At 37.8% G+C, this 19,693-nt stretch carries 22 protein-coding genes and 1 other RNA gene; 10 read left to right on the top strand and 13 right to left on the bottom strand.

Going from position 1 to position 19,693, the window contains the following annotated elements; translation table 11 throughout:
- The first annotated feature begins 26 nt into the window (after positions 1-26).
- Positions 27-1,670, top strand: coding sequence for a chemotaxis protein (locus tag ACS125_RS09320; RefSeq protein ID WP_443271682.1), 1,644 nt, complete (start codon positions 27-29; stop codon positions 1,668-1,670).
- Positions 1,670-2,413, top strand: a complete 744-nt coding sequence (nudC, locus tag ACS125_RS09315; RefSeq protein ID WP_174727890.1) for an NAD(+) diphosphatase — start codon at positions 1,670-1,672, stop codon at positions 2,411-2,413. The genes ACS125_RS09320 and nudC overlap by 1 nt, the downstream gene beginning before the upstream one ends.
- Positions 2,414-2,441: 28 nt before the next feature.
- Here the strand turns inward: nudC and ACS125_RS09310 are convergent, their stop codons facing one another.
- The 3 genes from ACS125_RS09310 to ACS125_RS09300 form a co-directional block, all read right to left on the bottom strand.
- A complete protein-coding gene (locus ACS125_RS09310; RefSeq protein WP_238611990.1) occupies positions 2,442-3,305 on the bottom strand; it encodes an alpha/beta hydrolase in 864 nt (287 codons plus the stop codon).
- Positions 3,306-3,308: 3 nt separating this feature from the next.
- Positions 3,309-4,016, bottom strand: a complete 708-nt coding sequence (locus tag ACS125_RS09305) for a BON domain-containing protein (protein ID WP_004793906.1) — start codon at positions 4,014-4,016, stop codon at positions 3,309-3,311.
- A 77-nt stretch (positions 4,017-4,093) separates the two neighbouring features.
- Positions 4,094-4,495, bottom strand: coding sequence for a YraN family protein (locus ACS125_RS09300; protein WP_443271679.1), 402 nt, complete (start codon positions 4,493-4,495; stop codon positions 4,094-4,096).
- A gap of 208 nt (positions 4,496-4,703) precedes the next feature.
- Here ACS125_RS09300 and rsmI point away from each other — a divergent pair, with 208 nt between their 5' ends.
- Positions 4,704-5,540, top strand: a complete 837-nt coding sequence (gene rsmI / locus ACS125_RS09295; protein ID WP_443271677.1) for a 16S rRNA (cytidine(1402)-2'-O)-methyltransferase — start codon at positions 4,704-4,706, stop codon at positions 5,538-5,540.
- A 131-nt stretch (positions 5,541-5,671) separates the two neighbouring features.
- Here the strand turns inward: rsmI and ACS125_RS09290 are convergent, their stop codons facing one another.
- Positions 5,672-6,562 (bottom strand): LysR family transcriptional regulator ArgP, encoded by an 891-nt coding sequence (locus ACS125_RS09290; RefSeq protein WP_151963486.1) that lies wholly within the window; start codon positions 6,560-6,562, stop codon positions 5,672-5,674.
- Positions 6,563-6,667: 105 nt separating this feature from the next.
- Here ACS125_RS09290 and ACS125_RS09285 point away from each other — a divergent pair, with 105 nt between their 5' ends.
- Positions 6,668-7,270, top strand: a complete 603-nt coding sequence (locus ACS125_RS09285; RefSeq protein ID WP_174759986.1) for a LysE/ArgO family amino acid transporter — start codon at positions 6,668-6,670, stop codon at positions 7,268-7,270.
- A 56-nt stretch (positions 7,271-7,326) separates the two neighbouring features.
- Here ACS125_RS09285 and ACS125_RS09280 read toward each other — a convergent pair whose 3' ends face one another.
- Positions 7,327-7,968 (bottom strand): cation transporter, encoded by a 642-nt coding sequence (locus ACS125_RS09280; RefSeq protein ID WP_443271674.1) that lies wholly within the window; start codon positions 7,966-7,968, stop codon positions 7,327-7,329.
- Positions 7,969-8,033: 65 nt separating this feature from the next.
- Here ACS125_RS09280 and ACS125_RS09275 point away from each other — a divergent pair, with 65 nt between their 5' ends.
- Positions 8,034-8,435, top strand: coding sequence for a MerR family transcriptional regulator (locus ACS125_RS09275; protein ID WP_004793916.1), 402 nt, complete (start codon positions 8,034-8,036; stop codon positions 8,433-8,435).
- A gap of 60 nt (positions 8,436-8,495) precedes the next feature.
- On the opposite strand, the gene ACS125_RS09270 is transcribed toward ACS125_RS09275, so the two are convergent.
- The 5 genes from ACS125_RS09270 to ACS125_RS09250 form a co-directional block, all read right to left on the bottom strand.
- Positions 8,496-8,747 (bottom strand): hypothetical protein, encoded by a 252-nt coding sequence (locus ACS125_RS09270; RefSeq protein ID WP_004793919.1) that lies wholly within the window; start codon positions 8,745-8,747, stop codon positions 8,496-8,498.
- A 207-nt stretch (positions 8,748-8,954) separates the two neighbouring features.
- Positions 8,955-10,187 carry an FAD-dependent monooxygenase gene (locus ACS125_RS09265; RefSeq protein ID WP_443271672.1) on the bottom strand — a complete coding sequence of 411 codons (1,233 nt, stop codon included), beginning with the start codon at positions 10,185-10,187 and terminating at the stop codon, positions 8,955-8,957.
- Entirely contained in the window at positions 10,184-11,392 is a 1,209-nt protein-coding gene (locus ACS125_RS09260; protein WP_296517981.1) for an FAD-dependent monooxygenase, read from the bottom strand. Before ACS125_RS09260 ends, ACS125_RS09265 begins: the two co-directional genes overlap by 4 nt.
- Positions 11,393-11,423: 31 nt before the next feature.
- Complete coding sequence (pepP, locus tag ACS125_RS09255; RefSeq protein WP_443271669.1) at positions 11,424-12,743, bottom strand: Xaa-Pro aminopeptidase; 1,320 nt, start codon at positions 12,741-12,743, stop codon at positions 11,424-11,426.
- A 67-nt stretch (positions 12,744-12,810) separates the two neighbouring features.
- Positions 12,811-13,440: a UPF0149 family protein gene (locus ACS125_RS09250; RefSeq protein ID WP_353157571.1), complete on the bottom strand. Its 630-nt coding sequence runs from the start codon at positions 13,438-13,440 to the stop codon at positions 12,811-12,813.
- Positions 13,441-13,504: 64 nt separating this feature from the next.
- Here ACS125_RS09250 and ACS125_RS09245 point away from each other — a divergent pair, with 64 nt between their 5' ends.
- The 3 genes from ACS125_RS09245 to ssrS all read left to right on the top strand — a co-directional run bounded on the left by ACS125_RS09245 (position 13,505) and on the right by ssrS (position 14,719).
- The gene (locus ACS125_RS09245) at positions 13,505-14,065 is read left to right on the top strand and encodes a hypothetical protein (RefSeq protein ID WP_003652857.1); all 561 of its coding nucleotides are present in this window, start codon (positions 13,505-13,507) and stop codon (positions 14,063-14,065) included.
- Positions 14,062-14,346, top strand: coding sequence for a cell division protein ZapA (locus ACS125_RS09240; RefSeq protein ID WP_003652859.1), 285 nt, complete (start codon positions 14,062-14,064; stop codon positions 14,344-14,346). Before ACS125_RS09245 ends, ACS125_RS09240 begins: the two co-directional genes overlap by 4 nt.
- Positions 14,347-14,535: 189 nt before the next feature.
- A non-coding RNA gene (gene ssrS, locus ACS125_RS09235) (6S RNA) lies at positions 14,536-14,719 on the top strand.
- Positions 14,720-14,851: 132 nt separating this feature from the next.
- On the opposite strand, the gene ACS125_RS09230 is transcribed toward ssrS, so the two are convergent.
- The 3 genes from ACS125_RS09230 to ACS125_RS09220 form a co-directional block, all read right to left on the bottom strand.
- On the bottom strand, positions 14,852-15,172 hold the full coding sequence (locus ACS125_RS09230; RefSeq protein ID WP_174732920.1) for a hypothetical protein: 321 nt from the start codon (positions 15,170-15,172) through the stop codon (positions 14,852-14,854).
- A 92-nt stretch (positions 15,173-15,264) separates the two neighbouring features.
- A complete protein-coding gene (locus ACS125_RS09225; RefSeq protein ID WP_004793930.1) occupies positions 15,265-15,378 on the bottom strand; it encodes a hypothetical protein in 114 nt (37 codons plus the stop codon).
- 113 nt (positions 15,379-15,491) lie between these two features.
- Positions 15,492-15,836, bottom strand: a complete 345-nt coding sequence (locus tag ACS125_RS09220; RefSeq protein WP_440202744.1) for a hypothetical protein — start codon at positions 15,834-15,836, stop codon at positions 15,492-15,494.
- Positions 15,837-16,058: 222 nt separating this feature from the next.
- Here ACS125_RS09220 and ACS125_RS09215 point away from each other — a divergent pair, with 222 nt between their 5' ends.
- Both ACS125_RS09215 and lon read left to right on the top strand, forming a co-directional pair.
- On the top strand, positions 16,059-16,643 hold the full coding sequence (locus ACS125_RS09215) for a 5-formyltetrahydrofolate cyclo-ligase (RefSeq protein ID WP_312821423.1): 585 nt from the start codon (positions 16,059-16,061) through the stop codon (positions 16,641-16,643).
- Positions 16,644-17,088: 445 nt separating this feature from the next.
- Positions 17,089-19,518, top strand: a complete 2,430-nt coding sequence (gene lon, locus ACS125_RS09210; protein WP_004793933.1) for an endopeptidase La — start codon at positions 17,089-17,091, stop codon at positions 19,516-19,518.
- Positions 19,519-19,693 lie beyond the last annotated feature (175 nt).

The raw sequence follows: 19,693 nt of genomic DNA, 5'->3' as shown, positions 1-19,693 counted from the left end.
TGATTTTTTTTCAAAGGGGAACGTTTATGTCTGAGCATACTTCGATTCATTTCGATCCAACAGCTTTACTCATCATCAAACATGAAATTGATCGCTCAATAAAACTGGTTGAAGGTGCAGTAAGCACTTTAATTGAAGAACAAACGCTCCCTTTTGGTATTGATGATGCATTAGAACAATTTAAGCAATGCACTCAAGTCCTACGTTTAATTGATATCCCCTATCTTGCAAAAATCACTCAATATTCAACTGAGCTGATGCAAAAAATTATTGCGAAACCAACGCAAATTAATACCGACTATGTCGTTGCGCTGAGTGAAGGCACGACCATGGTAAAGCGATATATTGAGTTTATCTGCTTGCGTGAATTACAAGTTCCTCAGTTTCTTCTTAATACCTTAAATAATTTAGAATTAGCTTTAAATAAACCACTGACCTCTTCTGGGCAAGCGATTGCTCCTTTACTTGCAAATGCTTCGCTTGAACTTGCATTCCCAGAAGTATTCATTAATGAAAAAACTCAGTTTATTCATCAACTCTATAAACTATCTCTACATCAACTTTTAAATAAAACAGAAGCTACTCATCATTATCAAGCTTTTAAACTGATCGGTACCTATTTGGTCAGCATGGCAAAACACCAGTCAAGCCAACAATATTGGCAACTCGTAAATTATACTTTTGACCATATTGATCACCTTCTTTTAAATGATTCACGGTTACGTGTACTCATTAATATTGAAAGTTATATTGGTCAATTCTTAGCAACGCCAGAAACTTTCAAGCCTGATTTGCCTGCACTTGCAGATATTTTAAGTATTGTCATTGCTCAAGAAGATGAAGTTGCTCACCATATTCGCAACCAACTTCATATAGGCGATGAAACACCGACAGACACGCAACTACTGGTTTTAAGCCGTCACCTTTTTGGTCCTGACTTCGATACCATGCACGCAGTTAGCCAATTAATTTTGAGCGAGATGAACAAAGTGCGTAATGACATTGAATATAACTATCAAAATATGTCGACTGAAAAAGCACAACAATTGCAAACGAGTCTTTTACAGCTCGCTTATACATTCAAACTACTTAACCTTGATGAAGCCTCAGTTGAGCTTTCTCAACAAGCTAACAGTTTAAGTCAGCTCAATCTATTAAGTAATGAAAACTACGCACAGCAGCTTATGGACAGTATTTTATCTGCCATGAACTCAATTGGTATTTTGGTCCGCCAATATACGTCTAGTCGCTTACAACTTAACGTGAATAATACGAATATTTCTTTAGATCGCCTTGATGAAGCACATCAAGCCTTACTCACCGAGACAAAAAATTTAATTGATTTTATTTGTCAGAGTCTTACGTTATATGCAAATGATTCAACACAGAATATTGAAGCAATTGCAGGTTCACTAAAAGAGCTAGCAGGTGCGGCCGAGTTTCTAGGAAGTACCATTCAACAAAATGCTTTACTTCAAACTGCTCAATTTGTTCAACAACAACTTGAACAAAACCAGCCGTTTAATACAGATCAAATTCACTGTATTTTTAACGTATTAGCGGGCCTTGACATGTTGGTTGACAATTTAAAAAATAAACAACCTGTTCTACAATCCATGTTTAATGTAGCATTGTCGAGTAGTCAACAACTTCAAGAAAAGGCAGCTTAATGTCTGAATTATCACTTGCTTATATTTTTCATCATCAACAATTACTGGTTGACCAAAACCTTCAACTACCCAAAGTCGAAAAGTTAGCAAGTGATTTACTTTTCACTCATGATGAGCAGGTCATTGCACGTGATTTGCTTGCTGAGGAAACTATCCCCGAAGGCTTACAACTGGTTCCCATTCGTCAACTCATTACAAGTTGGTCGAAAGAACAGTTCTTACAAGCAAGCCGAGCTGTACAGTTACTTGAATGGCGACGCAATCATAAGTTTTGTAGCCACTGCGGACACCCGACAGAAGTTCATCCAAGTGAATATGCAATGGTGTGTCCTTCTTGTCGTTATCACCAATACCCTCGTGTAAACCCTTGCATTATTACCGTCATTACTCGTGGTGATGATGAAATCTTGCTAGCGAAGTCAGTCCACAATAAAACCAATATGTATGGTTTGATTGCAGGTTTTGTTGAGGTCGGTGAAACGCTTGAAGAAGCGGTACAACGCGAAGCTTTTGAAGAAGTAGGTCTAAGACTCAAAAATGTTCAATATATGTCAAGTCAGCCTTGGCCTTTCCCAAGTAACCTTATGGTAGCTTTTCGGGCAGAATATGAGTCGGGTGAAATTAAGCTTCAAGAAGAAGAAATTGCAGATGCACAATTCTTCAAAATTGATCAATTACCTGAGATTCCATTTAAGGGAAGTATTGCTCATTCAATGATTATGCAGATTACCCAAGCAGGGTAATCTGCCGTGTTTTAAACGAGACTCTCGTTTAAAACACTTCTTCAAGAAAATGTAAGATCGTTCTTTTCGTTCTGAAATAATGACTAATAAAACTAGAAAGGCTGGCCAAAATTGTAATATGCCCAGTTTTAGGAATCACGGCAATATGGCTGTGATTTCCCTTTTCTCTAAGTGCTGAATCCATATCTAAAGTATTGTGCTTTTTCACAATCTGATCATTTTCAGCCATCAAAAGGTAATGTTTAATATTATTTTGATTGACGAAATAATATGGCATAACTTCTTTATAAGAGATAGCTTGATCAAAAGCATCTTCGGCCAGTGGGTCACCCTTATAGTCAAAATGATAAGGCCCAGCCAAACCAATTATTGCCTTAATTTTCCCTAGACACTCAATTTTAGTTGAATCAGGATGATAAACAGCGGACATGACATTAAATGCACCTGCAGAATGCCCCATAAGTACAATATTTTCTGTAGAGATTTCTAGCTTGTCTTGGTTTTGATGCAAATAATTCAATGCCTGAGTCAGGTCATCAACAAAACTTGGGAAAATATTTTTAGGTGCTAACTGATAGTTAATAACAGCAACGTCATAGCCTTCTTTGGCAAAGGTCTCACCAATAAAGAGATAATCTCGTTTATTACCATGTTGCCACGCCCCACCATGCACAAAGATGATAAGAGGCTGGTGGGAAAGCTTTTTAACAGATCGATAAATATCCAAACGATGGCGAGGCTTTAGCCCATAACGAACATTTGGAACCTGTTCAAAACCATCTTTTGGCGTAAAACGGTTTAAAGCAAAACTCCCCAAATCATACAGGCGGAAATCTTTATAGAAAGTTCGCGCCTGTTCAATTTTGCTTTGTACTTGTTCAATCAGATTCATATATTACTGTGCGGTCGAAGCAGGATCTGTTTGGTCAGGATCAATTGCAACAGGTGTTTGAACTGTTGGTTGAGCAATGACGTTATTAATAATTGGTGTAGTCGTTGCGCTACCAGTACTTGCTGCTGGAGCAGGCGCCAAATCGACATTATCAATTAAAGTAACAATTTTGGTGACGTTACCGACGTTTTGTAAGACGCTATTTAAATCGTTAATTTCAGCTGTATTTAAACGGCCCATTACATAAAGTACACCGTCTTCGGTATGTACAAGTACCTTACTATCAGAAACCACAGGTGCCTTCATTAAAAGAGCACGTGTATTTGCTGTTACACCGGCATCTTGCATGATGGTGTTATAACTAACCTTGTTACCCACCGTAATATAGTTATGTACAGCTTTCACATCACTCATGGCTTTAAGGTTGTCTTCTGCCAATTGTTTCAAGTACGGGTCTGGCACTTGGCCAGTTAATAAAACTGTACTGTGGAAGCTTTCAATATTAATACGTGACTGCTTGAAACGTTGATCAAGTTTATAAATGTTGATATTTGCTGTACGTTTAATTGAAGAGTCAATGAATACTTGGCCTAGACTGCGGACACCACTATCTGTGCCCACTGGAGCTGTGCCTGTTCCACCAGAAATAAAACTTGCGCAACCTGATAAACTTGCGACACAAAGCATTGTTACAGCAATACGGTTTAACACTCCACCAGACTCCTATCAATTTCTTGGCTTGATCATAAAGCATCAGACTTAAATTTGCTCAAAAGAGTAATGAACTCTTAATCCAAAGTAAATGCATTTTCGATCCATTGCAGATCATAATGGAATTTTGAAAAGTCATGCTGTACTGTTTTTGCAATTTTCTGTGGAAAATCAAAACAAATCACATCAAAACGACAATAAAAATCCTGATAAGATGGATAGCGCTGTAAAAAACGCATCGCAGTTTTGATAATTTTCTTCTGTTTTGTCCACGTTACCGTTTCACAAGCTTGTCCATAATTTCCTATAGTACGTGCTTTTACTTCAACAAAAACTAACTCTTGCCCTTTTTTGACGATTAAATCAACTTCGCCACGGCGTGAATGGTAATTACTTGTCACCCACACATAGTTTTGCGCTTGCAAAAGGCTTAAAGCAGTTTGCTCCGCCCATTTCCCCAACTGTTGCGCCAATAACATTTTTAATTTCCCCAATGAAAAGCATCTCTAGATATTTTTATGCGTAAATTATTTTCTTAAATTCATCTGACATATCAGATCTGAATTGAACAAATGAAAATCAGATCATTTTCGAAAAGCTTAAGCTAACAGACATTGTTCACGCCCAAATCATAATTTCGGGTAAACTACCCGATTAAAATTGTTTATCTGTACGGAGTAAGACCAAATGAGTGCTCAGTTATTTGTTGTAGCCACCCCAATCGGGCACTTAGATGATATGACTTTCCGTGCAATTGATATTTTAAAATCAGTTTCTATTGTAGCTGCCGAAGATACTCGCCAATCAGCACAATTATTTAAGCACTATAATATATCGACTCAACTTACTGCATGTCATGATCACAATGAAAGCAATAAAATTGAGCAGTTAGTTCAAAAATTACTTGCTGGCGATAGTGTTGCTTTAATTAGTGATGCAGGTACACCACTCATCAGTGATCCAGGCTTTAAATTAGTCCGTGCTGCTCAAGAGCACGGCATTAAAGTTGTTCCTGTACCTGGTGCATGCGCTGCTATTGCTGCCTTAAGTGCGGTAGGTTTGCCGAGTGATCGTTTTAGCTTTGAAGGATTTTTACCATCTAGAGCTTCACAACGTATTTCTCAATTAGAAAAACTTAAGAATGAAACCCAGACCTTAATTTTCTATGAAGCACCTCATCGTATTTTAGAGTCTATTAAAGATATGGCTCAGGTATTTGGTGAAGACCGTCCTGTAGGGTTTGCTCGTGAAATTACCAAAACCTTTGAAACCATCAAAAAAATGACTTTAAAAGATTTGGTCAACTTTATTGAAAATGACCACAATCAAGAAAAAGGTGAAATTGTAGTGATCGTGGGTGGTGCAGCTGCAAAAACAGATCTAGAACAAGAAAAACTAGATGAACTTTTAAAACGTTTACTTCAAGATTTGTCTGTTAAAGCGGCATCTCAACTTGCTGCCGATTTAACAGGAATTAAGAAAAAAGTCGCTTATCAACGTGCGCTCGAGTTAACACAATCTTAATTTTTAATTAGGTATGGTGATGACACAGGATATTTGTCATCAACATCTGTTAATTTTGCATAATTAATCTTATAGACAAAATTACTTCAAAAATCAGAACAAACTTTCTGGCTTTTTAAAATACCTAATCGCTATCTCAATATATATTTCGCTGACTGAACAATCGTTTCAGTCAGTGCATCAAGTTGCTTCGACTGCCTTTTCCAGTGATGCCAATATAATGGGATGTCGAGTTCAGCTTCAGGTATAACGTCTACTAAAGTTCCATTGGTTAATAAAGATTGCACCTGAAGCTCAGGCACCATGCCATACCCCAAACCTAATTGAATTGCTTTCACAAACGCATCAGTAGCAGGAATAAAACTATAAGGATAGCTCTGCAAAGACAAACCATAATATTTCAGTAATACCTCTGAATGCATAAGATCTTTATGGTTGAAAATTACAGCTGGTGCATTTCTTAAAGTTTCTCGGTTTACGCCATGTTTAAACCAGTCAGCTGCAAATTCAGCAGAAGCCAACATTTTATAACGCATTTTCCCAAGTGGTTGAGCTAAACAGCCTGACATGACTTGCTCTTCTGCCGAAATACATGCGTTGACTTGCCCTGTTTCTAATAAAGTATGCGTATGCGATTGGTCATCAATTTTTAGTTCTAAGACTATTTTTTCTTTAAAAAGTGTTTGCTGAATGCTCGGTAAAAGCCAAGTCGCTAGCGAATCTGCATTGGACGCGAGAGCAATTTTATAGAATTCCGATTCAGATGATTTGCCCATCAAACCTTGTAATAAGTTTTGCTCCATTAATCTCGTATGACGTAAATGTTGCAATAACGTTTGTCCAGCTTGTGTGAGTACACATGGGCGACCACGGATAATTAAAATTTGGCCTAAATACTTTTCTAAAGCTTGCACGCGTAAAGACACTGCCGACGGCGTAATATATAAATACTCACCTGCTGCATCAAAACTTCCCACTTCTGCGACTGCAAGAAAGGCTTCACACTGTTTGCTATCTAACATATCAAACCTAATTTTTTTTTAGCCAAACCTAAATATTCTTAATTTTACTTATTTCTTAAGAAAAAGTCAGATAATTCCCACATCTGATTTTTCCACCTTATTGTTATGTTCTCTCTTAGTATATTTTTTAAAGGTTTCGGTATTGGTAGCGGGCTTATTGTAGCAATTGGAGCACAAAATGCTTTTGTTCTAAAACAGGGGCTTAAACAGCAATATGTATTTTGGCTATGTTTAATCTGTGCACTTTCCGACTCGATTTTAATCGCTTTTGGTGTATTAGGTTTTGCCGAAATCATGACAGCATCACCCATCTTAATTACGGTCGCTAAATATTTAGGGGCAACGTTTTTATTGGCCTACGGTGCGAAAGCATTCTATGCAGCCTTAAAAACCACCCAGAGTATGGAGCTTGATAGCAGCGAGAAACAGACTTTAACTCAAGCACTAGTGACCTGTCTCGCCTTTACTTGGCTTAATCCACATGTCTATTTAGATACCATTGTTCTGATTGGTTCAGTTGCAACTCAACTAGAAGACAAAATTAGTTTTGCTTTGGGCAGCATTGTTGCCTCTTGGATTTTCTTTTTCAGTTTAGGTTATGGCGCAAGGTTATTAAAACCATTATTTATCAATCCTAAAGCATGGAAAATCTTAGATTTCATTATTGGTTGCGTTATGTGGAGTATTGCAATATCGCTTCTCATCTAATGCATTCAAACAGTAAAAAGTACCATGTCTGAATGGTACTTTTTATGCGCTCAAAATTATGCTTGAGAACCCAACACTAGCTTTGACTGTTTTCTTTCTTGCTGAGACTGTTTTATGACAGCATAACCAGAGGACACACCTAAGTAAGCAATTACAAAGGCAACAAATAAATCTGGAAATACGCTCCCTGTTCCAAATACGCCAACGGCCGCTAAAATCACAGCAATATTGGCAATAGAATCGTTTCTGCTGCACAACCAGACAGAACGCATATTGGCATCTCCGTCACGGTACGCATAGAGCATAAGCGCGACTGAAACGTTAGCAATTAAAGCCATCACACCAATTGCTCCCATAACCATTGGTTCAGGTGAAACACCATAAAAATATGACCAGACCACTTTTGCAATAACAAAAATACCGAAAGCGGCCATCGTTACTCCTTTAAGTAATGCAGCTGTTGCGCGCCAATATAAACTCATCGAAAGCACAACTAAAGATAATGCATAATTTGCTGCATCTCCGGCAAAATCTAATGCATCAGCCCATAGCGAAACAGATTGAGCCTTATAACCGCCCAATATTTCTACTACAAACATCAAAGCATTAATCACAAGTGCAATCCATAACGCTTTTCTAAAACGTGGACTCACTTTCTTTGAAGGAGAACATGTTGAAGCACAACCACATCCAGCCATTTTATTTCCTCAAGAACTCTTTTATAGTCATTAAAAACCCTTGAGTAGCTCCAGAGTCAAGCCTTATGAGTCTTTCTATTGGTCAATTATCAAAAAAAGCGGATGTTCCAATTGATACGATCCGTTATTACGAAAAAGTAGGTGTACTTGATCGTATCCAACGTTCAGAAAATAATTATCGTGTTTATACCGAGCAGACTCTCAACGACCTATTGTTTATTAAGCATTGCCGCGAATTAGATATTTCACTCAGTGATATTAAAACGTTAAAAGAAATGAAAGCTGAGCCTAAACAGGCATGTACGAAAATTGATAATTTAGTAGATAAATACTTAAATGAAGTATCAGAAAAAATTGAACGATTATTACTTTTAAAAGAATCTTTAATTGATTTAAAACAGCACTGCTCTACCAATCGAACAGTGGATGAGTGTGGAATTTTAAAAGAACTGCAAAGCTCGCCTTAAACCTATTTTGATAAGTTCATACAAATAAAAAAGCACCACTCATGTGATGCTTTTTTAAGATTAATGGTCGCTATGTTCATCAGGAGGAACTTCGGTAATTCTACCACCTCGAGCTAAAAATGCGGCAACTTCATCTTCCAACGCTTGGCGCTGTTTCTGTTTAGCAGTTACAGTCAGCGTTTCTGCCTCGGCAAGGTCAGTATCACTCATACTGCCTGCTTCTTCATCAGCTGCACCGCTTTCGGCTGCTTTCGCTTCATCTTCATCTACAGCAGAATCTTCTGCATCTTCATAATCATTGATATCTGACATTTCACACTCCCCACAATGATTTTTATTGCATCATCGCTATGGTTCCAAGACCTCAGAAATTTAGCAATCTCTTTGCATTTAGCAAAGAGCCAATTTGGTCAATTCCGTATCTTTTTTAACCAAATTGGTAATGATATATAAATGATTGTTCAAAAAATATCTACTGGTATTTAATTCATTCAGTAGAGTATAGACCCAGTAAATATTTTAATGCCTATAGCGGGTACTTTGTAAAGCCCCTAAACCATTTGCTTGTTGCATAAATCGGTCTTTTAAAACCGGAGTCAGCTCAACTTGCTTAAGCCCCATATTGCGAGCCCACACGACTGGAAATAGCTCACTGCTTTCAAGCCAACCAATTGCCGACATGCTATGCATCATTGCATCATTCTGACCTTTACGGCGATGTTCATAGCGCAATAAAGTTTGCTCATGTGCCCATACACCACGCTTTAAATCATGAAGCAACACATCACACAGTACTGCCGCATCAAGACAGCCAATATTTACCCCTTGTCCAGCAAGTGGATGAATCACATGTGCTGCATCACCAATCAAAGCTAAGCCTGCTTTAACATATTGTTTTGCAGCGCGAGCTTTGAGCGGAAATTGTGCTCTTGAACGAACATCTAACACCTCACCCAACATGTGTTGGCTTTCTTGAGTTAAAAGCTGCATAAAGGCGGTATCGTTTAAAGCCGAATATTCATCGGCGTAATCATCTGGTAGTGTCCAGACAATTGATTGCCAGTATCCATTTTCAGTTTCTTCAAGACTTGCCATTGGTAAATATGCCAATGGTCCCGTAGGTAAGAAAATTTGGCGGGCAACATAATGATGGGGCTTTGCTGTTCTAATTGCACAGCTAATAGCTGCTTGTTTGTAATCTAGTACATCAAGGTCAATAAAAGCCTGTTCACGTACAAATGAATTTGCACCATCTGCACCAATAAGCAGTTTAGTTTTAAGCGTAGTACCGTCTGCTAATTGAATATGCCAACATCCAACACCTTGCCCAATACGCGTCACACGCACTTGAGTACGGTAATCTGTAAGCTGCTGCAACATTTTTTGCTGAATAGCAACGTTCAGTACACTTGGTTCCACCATTGAACCCAAGGCTTGCTCAGCTAAAGGCTGACGTGCAGAGTCTTGACCAAAATTAATTTCACCATAGCCATTAATATTCCAGACCTGCATGCCTGTATAAGGCATTTGGCGTGCAAGATCATCCCAAACATTTACCGTTTTAAGCAAATGAATAGTCGCTTGGCTAAGTGCTAAAACACGTGGATTCATCACGCTTAATGTTTTCTCAACATCAAGTACAGGAGCCGCATCAAGCACTGTGGGTTGTACCCCGCCTTGCGCAAGTAATAAAGCAGTTAAACCACCAACTAATCCACCACCAACAATGACGACATCCAACACTTCACTCATGCTTTTAACCCCATTGCATAGTTAGCCACCAATGGTTTTACACCCGGAATGACATCAAACGCAATTAATCCTGTATTACGAATTAATTTTAATAATGGATTTTGGTTACTAAAACCACGAACGACAGTGTCACAGAACTTAATTACTCGCTGCTGATCTGATAAACGAGCTTGTTCATAGGCAAGTAAATTATCAGGGTTACCCAAATCATCAGAAGTGGTTAACTGGTTCACTAAATAACGCACCAAAACATCTGCATCACGTAGGCATAAATTAAAACCTTGCCCTGCAACCGGATGAATTGTATGCGCTGCATTACCCATTAAAATAACACGACCAACAGCTTGTTTATGTGCAAGCACTTGTGAAAGTGGATAGCTAAAACGTTTACCCGTTTTTTCAAATTTACCCGCTCGGTCACCATAGGTTTGTTGTAAAGCACTTAAGAAATGCTGGTCATTTTCATCGCCCAACCATTCATTTTCAGTGCCTTTTTTCACAGGCCATACAACCGAACGGCGATATTCACCCGGTAAAGGCAATAAGGCTAAAGGGCCTAATGCACTAAAACGCTCAAAACCTACCTGTTCATGCGGTTTTGATGTCTGAACCGTAGTGACAATTGCAACCTGATCATAGTCGTGAACATCAACACCCACGCCAATTGCCTGACGACAAAACGAATCGCGTCCATCAGCCGCAATTAATAATTTTGACTCAAGCTTTAAGATTTCCTCACCACGCTGAGCTTCAATATATACTTGTTCAACATCTTGAGTTAAAGCGGTAACCTGTACGCCATCAATTAGCTCAATCAAAGGTTGTTGGCGCACTTGAGTTAACAACACACGACCAAGCCAAGCATTTTCAATTACCTGCCCAAAGCTTTCGACTTTTTCTTGTTCTGCAATTAAACGTGCTTTACCAAAACTGCCTTGCTCGGTAATGTGGACTTGCAAAATTGGAGTCGCATGTTGCTGTAATGCATCCCACAACCCCAGCTTTTGATAAATCTGTACACTACGACGCGATAAAGCCGTATTACGCGCATCAAAACTCGAATGGTAAGGAGCAACATTTTGATCATCATAGTTTGGGTATTTCACAGCTTCTAATAGCTTTACCGCAATATTAGCCTTCGCGAGCATGAGTGAAAGGCTCAAACCCACCATTCCCCCACCTACAATAATCACTTGTTGTTGCATCGAGTTTTGCTCCTTTGGCGAATACGTTTAATTATGCTTTAGCTTGCGCCATTAAATGTTCAATATCTGCAATATCTTTAACCACATTAGCAGTTAAAACTCGTGGTCCTTTCGAGGTTGCGACCACATCATCTTCAATACGAATACCAATACCACGCCATTTTTCATCTACAGTTTCATCATCTGGTGCGATGTATAAACCAGGTTCAACTGTAATGACCATACCCTCTTCATATTGACGCCAGTCTTCACCTTTTTTGTAAGACCCAACATCGTGTACATCCATGCCTAGCCAATGACCTGTTCCATGCATATAAAACTGACGGTATGCTTCGGTTTCGATGAGTTCGTTAACATCACCTTTGAGCAAACCTAAATTAACTAGACCTTCAGTTAAAATTTTAACTGCTATTTCATGAGGTTCACGGTATGAATTACCAATACGAACTGCATCAATCGCTGCATATTGGGCAGCCAATACAACTTCATATAATGCTTTTTGCTCAGCACTAAATTTACCATTGACCGGAAAAGTACGGGTAATATCCGAAGCATAGAATTCATATTCACATGCAGCATCAATTAAGACTAAATCACCATCTTTGAGTGGCTTATTATTTTCAACATAATGTAAAACACAAGCATTGGCGCCGCCACCGACAATACTGTTATAAGACGGAACACAGCCATTTTTCCCAAAAATATAATTGAGTTCAGCTTCCAGAGCATATTCCATCATTTCTGGGTGTACCGTTTGCATCGCACGCGTATGCGCCTCAGCACTAATATTTGCAGCAATTTGCATCAACTCAAGTTCTTGTGGTGACTTAACTAAACGCATTTCATCAACAATACGGTCGAGCTGTAGCAATTGAGCCGGAGCGTTTTCATGTCGGTGCTCGGCATCTGCTTTTTTAATCCACTGGCTCACCCGCGCATCAAACTCAGCATTGTGCCCAATCCGATAATAAAGACGCTCTTTATTTAATAATTTTTCAATAATTTCTTCATCAAGCAAATCAATTACATATGCTTCATCAGCATCATAGTCTTCAACTGCACCATCAACTCCGGCACGGAAACCATTCCAGATTTCCATCTCGCGATTACGTTCACGGCAAAAAAGACTATAGCTATATTCCTCATCGTCGAAGGTTTCAATGACAGCAACTGCCTCAGGCTCGACAAAGCCAGTCAAATAGAAAAAACTACTATCGGCACGGAATTTATAATCCGCATCACGATTACGGTACATTTCCTCACGCGTTGCAATAATTGCAATGCTATTTGGACCCATTTTTTCTGCAAGACGGTCTCTACGATGTCGAAAATCAGCTTGAGGCAATTTCATAATGATCTACTTGATTTAGAATTTTAAAGTCAAAAAATAAAATACAACCAATAACACATCGCCTCAATTAGCTTGGGCGATGTGGAGTAAACATTTCTACAATATTTTGTTCTGTGTCTACAGCAGCAGATTTACTTTTTGCATGAAAGTTTTTCAATAAAGAACTTTCAGTTACAGTAATTTTTTTCCTACCAATAGACAAACTTACAGGGATTAAGCGTACAAATTCATACAATTCTTCGTAACTGCTTTCGCCTTCTTCATCATTATCAGAGTCTTCAAATTCGACCGCTGCAATGTCTTGAAGGTTTTCAATCAACTCACGTTCATCATCACGAATATGACCCGATGCTAAACCAAAACCTAATACAACCCCTGCACACCAATCTGATAATGCTTGTACACGCTCTTGAAGTGGGTGCTCATCATCAGGAAGCATTGGTAAATAATCTAATTCATCATCAGATATAGCGTGAACGACATCTTCTGCTTCATCAGTTAAAAGCGTTAAAGCATCTTCACTTAACTCTGGCACATTAAGGGTTGTTAAAATTTGTGACCATTGTTCACGCGTTGGCGCTTCTGTCACACAAACAATACCTGTTAATAGACCATGTAACTCACTAGGGCTTGAAATTTCTTCAATTCCTTCAAAATGAGCGTTCCAATCTGTCCAGCCTGAAATATCGTCTTGCATTCGTTTATCCAATCTCTATACTTTGTATATATTACCTTTGATTGCAATTCTGTGCGACCTCGTTATGTTAGAACAATTACAGCGGCTACAAGCGCATATTAGCGTATTAAAAACACGCTTACATCATTTAGAGAGTGAACATGCGGCACTCTCAGAAGCTAAAGAACTGGCTGAAACAGAGCATCACGCACAAGTTGTGCAAAAAAATAGTATTATCACTAAAAAACAAGAGGAAATTGAGTCGGTAACTGAGCAACTATCTCAGTTAAAAGGTCAATTTCAACAGTTGAATCAGGATGCTAACACACTTGCGGAACGTTATAGCCGATTAGAAAAAAGTACGACTGATTTAAAAAATCGTTTTCAAGAAATTCTTGCCGAACGTAATGAATTACGTGTTGCAAAAGAAAAGTTACAAGCCCACCAGCGTCAAACTCAACAAGAACTTCACGATTTACAACAAGATCGTGATCGTTTGTTACAAAAAAATGAGCTTGCTAAATCAAAAGTTGAAGCCATTATTCAACGTTTAGGAATTTTAGGCACTGCCCAAGATCAGCATGCCCAAGAAATTCAGCAGCTTGCCCATCCTAATGCTGAAACTGGTGAGGAGACCCAATCATGAGTGAACAAGTCATGGTAGAGCTTAGGCTGATTGAGCAGACCTTTAGACTCGCGACTACTTTAGACAAAAAAGATGAACTTGAACGTGCAGCAGAACTTCTCAATGAGAAATTTAATGAGATGCGTCGTAGTGCTCCACGTGTTGAACACAACAAATTGGTCATTATGGTTGCTTTACAACTGACTCAAGAAGTACTGAGCCTTAATAAGTCTTTGCAAGAATACACTCACTGTGAACGTTTACTGCAAACGATATTGGATGATGTTGAACAAATTGTTTAAATAAATTATCCATACAAAAATGCCTTGCTCTATGAATAATAGATGCAAGGCGTTTTTTATTGGCACTATTAAGTGTAATTCAAATTACTTTATGCCTGTGAATGTACAAAGCTTCATCAAACGCAAACTAAGTTTACAGTTCCAGAGGTTTAGGTGATTGCCAACATGGTCAGATCGGTTATACTTAAACTGTCTCTGGGATGTTCGCCAGCGGGTCTATTCCCCTGCCGATACTTAAACTTATGGATGTGTTCTGTATATTTAGAGTGTATGCCTACCCTCGTGTAGGAAACCCAGCAAGTATACGTCGCGTCCACCTTGAACTCATCGGGTTCAGGGTAACGACACATGCAGCGGCATCTTCGGAGCATTTAGTTTTAACTTTAAGAGAAATTCAAAATATTTATTTTAATTTAGCTTTGCATACAGACCTTTCAGTCTAAAATTTTCTTTTTAAACATTAAATTGCAGCTTAACTGATTAATCTACTCCGCCTTCTCTAATATTATTTCTTATTTCTACTCAGACACTCTTCATACCAGCCTGTTTGAAAGTCTTCTATTGCCTTTCTTTTAAAGAAACTGGTTCTAAATACTTTGGCAGAGTAAGCCGAATTAATTAAATCTTGGTAAAGTTGTTTGGCTTTTGGGTCTTCAAGACCATTCGCTATCTGTTGCAAGTCTTGAGATGGAACTTTTTGTTGGCGTGCTTCCATGACAGTATGAGCCACTTTTTTTACCACCTTACAAATATCAGGATCACTTACATTGTCGTCGGCATGACATCCTAAAGCTAAAAAACTAAGAAAAAATAATTTATACTTCATGATCCTACCTTATTTTTATAGTTTGAAATTTATAACAAAATTTAATTATAAAAAAAGAAATAGAAGATTTCTTACTATTTCTTTTTAAAAGATTACGCTGGATTAATCACGTAAAAATAAATAATAAGCCCAGCTAAAACAGTTGAAGCAATCGTTAAGTATGTACCGACGGTATTAAAACTCTGTAAGAATTTCAAGATTTCCATATCTAGAACCCCCTAAATTAGCAACTATAAAGACAAAATGAAATTTACCACAACTTAATAATGCCAATCAATTCACACTTATCGGATTTTTTGAGGGTTAAAACATCAATTAATTATTGGTTACACCTAATTGCAAAGGCATCTTTGTAGTAATCAGTTGCACTCTTCAAATCTGACAATAATTTTTCTTCGGTATAAGGTTTAGGTGAAATTTTAATTAATGCAGGCATATATTGGGTCTTATAAACCTCAGGATAGTCATGGCACAAGATTTTGACTTTAACTTCTTGTGGCGTATTCGGATTATCCAGTTGATCTAAAAACTCTCCAATTTTACGGTCAGACTCTTCGAATTGAGCTTTATAGTCCACTTCAGCAGCTTCAGGTTCTGTTTGTTTTGTACACCCGCCTAGCATCAATACGGCGCTTATTGTAGTGGTTAAAATTTTTAACTTCATAGGTTTAACAATTTCACATTCATCCTTTTAAATATTCTTATCTGATTAAATGTAAATAAATACTGGTAATACGTAAAGAAATAGAATTTTTTATCGCTAAAGAAAATACCTCGCATCAAGTAAATTTTAAGTTATTTCTTAATTAGTCCTCTATTTCCATAAATCTTAAGAAAATAGGTATAATTTTGCTCGACTGATCTCAAATCTTTGTTAGATTTACGCATGAATGAACTTACTTTTATTAGAAAAAATTTAAGATCTAAAAGACGCTCTTTGTCCCCCTTAGTGCAAAAAAAAGCTCAGCTTAATGTTCTGCATCATTTAAACAGTCTTGCTATTTTTCATTCATCAAAAAAAATTGGTTTATATCTGCATGCCTTCGGAGAAGTTCATACAGATCTGATCATAAAATTATGTTTTCAAAAAAATAAACAAGTTTATTTACCTATGATTTGTTCTATGAATCAACGTTTAGTTTGGGTAAAAATATCTAGAAACCAATATTTAAATCGACGTTTTTCTCATCATCCATTGGGTATGAAAGAACCCATGGCAACAAGAGGAAAACATGTATCAAAACTTGATTTACTGTTAATGCCACTTTTAGCTTGTGATCACTACGGTACGCGTATTGGTATGGGAGGCGGCTATTATGACCGTACATTGGCTAGTGCAAAACATAAACCTTATCGTTTGGGAATGGCTCATCAATTTCAATTTATTGAACATACTTTAAAACGTCAAAGTTGGGATCAACCTTTAGATGCTTTACTCACCCCTCAACATATTTATTATTTTAAAAGATAATATTTATATGAAAATTAAAATTAGTCTTAAGTTTTTAATGCCCCTAAAATCATAAAAGTAACCACCCTAAGGATGGTTACTTCTACGTGACAGACCGATTTACCAATTTATAGTAACACGGCTATTTAATGTTCAACATTAAATAAGTTTTGCATTATTGTTAATTATACAATGCCGATAAATGACATAAGAAAATGGTTATTTTCCATCCAAACGTCTTTTCTACTATATGAATATTTCATAATTATTAAGCTAAATTACCTATCCTTTCTACAAAATTATATTCTTCTTAAGAATTAATCCATTGATTCATAATATTTTAATAAAAAAGTTGACTAAATTAGTCATTTTTTCCACATTTTCTATAGAGAGGCCCTTGTAATTTTTGAAATACACATCACTATAAAAAACATGGCAACCTCGTTGTCACTCATTAGGAGTGCCCATGTCTGAACTTATTATGAATGAAAAAACTGACTTAGAGCCTCAGGTTCCAAGTGTATTACCACTTTTAGCGTTACGTGATGTAGTGGTCTATCCACACATGCAAATTGCGTTATTCGTGGGTCGTGAAAAATCGATCAATGCAGTTGATGTGGCTCGTAACAGTGACAATTTAGTATTTGTAGTTGCGCAAAAAGATTCGCTTACAGAAGATATTGATCACGATAACCTTTATCAGTACGGAACTGTCGCTAAGATTGTTCAGGTTGTAAATCATGAGAATGATGAAAACTGTATCAAAGTACTGATTGAAGGGTTACAGCGCTCTAAGCTTGAAAAAATTATCGATGAAGATAGCCATTTGACTGCTGAGCATAGCTTAAGTCCAATGACAATTAACGTAGATAAAGCTACTCAAGAAACTCGTTTACAAGAGTTGCGTAATTTATTTGCTCAATATGCTGAAGCAAAATTACGTAATGCACGTGAACTCGTTGCAGCTGCTAATAAAATTGAAGACTTGCTACAGCTTATGTTCTTCGTGGCTACACGTGTACCTCTAAATATTGAAATTAAACAGAAGTTTTTAGAGCACGATGAATTTGAAGCACATTTGCAAGAGCTTATGAGCTACTTGGTTAATCAATCTGCCGAACAGCAAATTGAACAAACTTTGCATGACAGCGTAAAACGCCAAATGGAAAAAAACCAACGTGAATACTTTCTAAATGAAAAAATGAAAGTCATTCAACGTGAACTTTCTGACATGAATGGTGGCGCTGAAGATGACGTTGCTGAAATAGAAAAACGTCTAACTGAAGCTGATTTACCTGAACACGTACGTAAAAAAGCTGAAGCTGAGTTCCGTAAGCTTAAAGCAATGCAACCTGCATCTAGTGAAGCGGCTGTTGTACGTAACTATCTAGAAGTAATTTTAGATACGCCGTGGAATAAAGCGAGCAAAGTCAGCATTAACCTTGCGAAAGCTCAAGAGATTCTTGATACCGATCACTACGGCTTAGATGACGTTAAAGATCGTATTGTTGAATACTTAGCTGTTCAGTCTCGTGTTAAAAAACTCAAAGGTCCTATCCTATGTTTAGTAGGCCCTCCTGGTGTAGGTAAAACTTCGCTTGGTGAATCAGTTGCGAAAGCAACAGGTCGTGAGTTTGTTCGTATGGCACTCGGTGGCGTACGTGACGAAGCTGAAATTCGTGGTCACCGCCGTACTTATATTGGTGCGATGCCAGGTAAAATCGTGCAGTCTTTAACAAAAGTTGGCGTGAAGAACCCACTGTTCTTACTCGACGAAATTGACAAGATGGCACAAGACTACCGTGGTGATCCTGCTTCTGCATTGCTTGAAGTATTAGATCCATCACAAAACAGTAAGTTCAACGATCACTATTTAGATCTTGATCTTGACCTATCTGAAGTGATGTTCATCTGTACTGCAAACAGCATGAATATTCCTGAGGCATTGCTTGACCGTATGGAAGTTATTCGTCTACCGGGTTATACCGAAGATGAAAAAGTTAACATTGCTGAACGTTACCTTGTTCCAAAAGCGATTAAGAACAATGGTCTGCGTGCAAAAGAGTTAACAATTCATGAAGAAGCGATTCGTGACATTGTTCAGCGCTATACACGTGAAGCTGGTGTACGTAATTTAGAACGTGAAGTGTCTAAAATTGCGCGTAAAGTGGTAAAAGAAGCAGTAAGTAAAAAGTCTAAAAACTTACAACTTGATGTGACTTCTGCCAATCTTCCAGAATACTTAGGTCCACACAAGTTTGACTTTGGTATTGCAGAAGATGAAGCGCAAGTAGGCCGCGTAAATGGTTTAGCTTGGACATCTGTAGGTGGTGAGTTGCTTACCATTGAAGTTGCAGCTGTCAAAGGTAAAGGTAAATTCATTACGACTGGTTCACTCGGCGACGTAATGAAAGAGTCTATTACCACAGCAATGACTTTAGTACGCACACGTGCTGATGAGCTAGGTATTGAAGCTTCTCGTTTTGAAGAAACTGATGTACACGTTCACTTACCAGAAGGCGCAACACCAAAAGATGGTCCATCTGCTGGTTTAGCATTAACAACTGCGCTTGTATCAGCATTTACAGGTATTGCGATTCGTCCTGATATTGCAATGACTGGTGAAACAAGCTTAGGTGGTCGTGCAATGCGTATCGGTGGCTTAAAAGAAAAACTTCTTGCAGCACACCGTGGTGGTATTAAACTTGTATTTATTCCACAAGATAACGTTCGTGATTTGGCAGAAATTCCAGCCAATGTTAAAGAAGGTTTAGAAATCAAAGCTGTGAAAAGTATTGATGACATCTTGCCTTTAGCATTAGTTTCGATGCCAAAGCCTTTACCTAAAACACCGATTGTAAAACCGGTGGAAGGTTCAAAAGCAGCACGTCACTAATTAAAATGTGAAAAAAGAGAGCTTCGGCTCTCTTTTTTTTGTTACACAATTTGATTGAAAAATATCCAACCATCCTCATAATAGGTATTAAGAGTATTTAATTAAATTAAGTATTCTTCGTTATCTATTATTTTATAGATAGCCTTGTTTTATTCTCTATGATCATCTGAACTCC

The sequence above is a fragment of the Acinetobacter sp. PFS20 genome, assembly GCF_052261015.1.
Classification (GTDB): domain Bacteria; phylum Pseudomonadota; class Gammaproteobacteria; order Pseudomonadales; family Moraxellaceae; genus Acinetobacter.
This window is presented reverse-complemented; position numbering and strand designations above follow the sequence as displayed.

Excerpts from the sequence above, each read along its gene's own strand:
- ACS125_RS09250 (WP_353157571.1), bottom strand. The coding sequence starts at position 13,440 with ATGCAAGACGATATTTCAGGCTGGACAGATTGGAACGCTCATTTTGAA.
- ACS125_RS09290 (WP_151963486.1), bottom strand. The coding sequence starts at position 6,562 with ATGTTAGATAGCAAACAGTGTGAAGCCTTTCTTGCAGTCGCAGAAGTG.
- ACS125_RS09245 (WP_003652857.1), top strand. The coding sequence starts at position 13,505 with ATGTTAGAACAATTACAGCGGCTACAAGCGCATATTAGCGTATTAAAA.
- ACS125_RS09285 (WP_174759986.1), top strand. The coding sequence starts at position 6,668 with ATGTTCTCTCTTAGTATATTTTTTAAAGGTTTCGGTATTGGTAGCGGG.
- ACS125_RS09260 (WP_296517981.1), bottom strand. The coding sequence starts at position 11,392 with ATGCAACAACAAGTGATTATTGTAGGTGGGGGAATGGTGGGTTTGAGC.
- rsmI (WP_443271677.1), top strand. The coding sequence starts at position 4,704 with ATGAGTGCTCAGTTATTTGTTGTAGCCACCCCAATCGGGCACTTAGAT.
- ACS125_RS09215 (WP_312821423.1), top strand. The coding sequence starts at position 16,059 with ATGAATGAACTTACTTTTATTAGAAAAAATTTAAGATCTAAAAGACGC.
- ACS125_RS09240 (WP_003652859.1), top strand. The coding sequence starts at position 14,062 with ATGAGTGAACAAGTCATGGTAGAGCTTAGGCTGATTGAGCAGACCTTT.
- ACS125_RS09300 (WP_443271679.1), bottom strand. The coding sequence starts at position 4,495 with ATGTTATTGGCGCAACAGTTGGGGAAATGGGCGGAGCAAACTGCTTTA.
- ACS125_RS09270 (WP_004793919.1), bottom strand. The coding sequence starts at position 8,747 with ATGTCAGATATCAATGATTATGAAGATGCAGAAGATTCTGCTGTAGAT.
- ACS125_RS09280 (WP_443271674.1), bottom strand. The coding sequence starts at position 7,968 with ATGGCTGGATGTGGTTGTGCTTCAACATGTTCTCCTTCAAAGAAAGTG.
- ACS125_RS09320 (WP_443271682.1), top strand. The coding sequence starts at position 27 with ATGTCTGAGCATACTTCGATTCATTTCGATCCAACAGCTTTACTCATC.
- ACS125_RS09265 (WP_443271672.1), bottom strand. The coding sequence starts at position 10,187 with ATGAGTGAAGTGTTGGATGTCGTCATTGTTGGTGGTGGATTAGTTGGT.
- lon (WP_004793933.1), top strand. The coding sequence starts at position 17,089 with ATGTCTGAACTTATTATGAATGAAAAAACTGACTTAGAGCCTCAGGTT.
- ACS125_RS09225 (WP_004793930.1), bottom strand. The coding sequence starts at position 15,378 with ATGGAAATCTTGAAATTCTTACAGAGTTTTAATACCGTCGGTACATAC.
- ACS125_RS09275 (WP_004793916.1), top strand. The coding sequence starts at position 8,034 with ATGAGTCTTTCTATTGGTCAATTATCAAAAAAAGCGGATGTTCCAATT.
- ACS125_RS09220 (WP_440202744.1), bottom strand. The coding sequence starts at position 15,836 with ATGAAGTTAAAAATTTTAACCACTACAATAAGCGCCGTATTGATGCTA.
- pepP (WP_443271669.1), bottom strand. The coding sequence starts at position 12,743 with ATGAAATTGCCTCAAGCTGATTTTCGACATCGTAGAGACCGTCTTGCA.
- nudC (WP_174727890.1), top strand. The coding sequence starts at position 1,670 with ATGTCTGAATTATCACTTGCTTATATTTTTCATCATCAACAATTACTG.
- ACS125_RS09230 (WP_174732920.1), bottom strand. The coding sequence starts at position 15,172 with ATGAAGTATAAATTATTTTTTCTTAGTTTTTTAGCTTTAGGATGTCAT.
- ACS125_RS09310 (WP_238611990.1), bottom strand. The coding sequence starts at position 3,305 with ATGAATCTGATTGAACAAGTACAAAGCAAAATTGAACAGGCGCGAACT.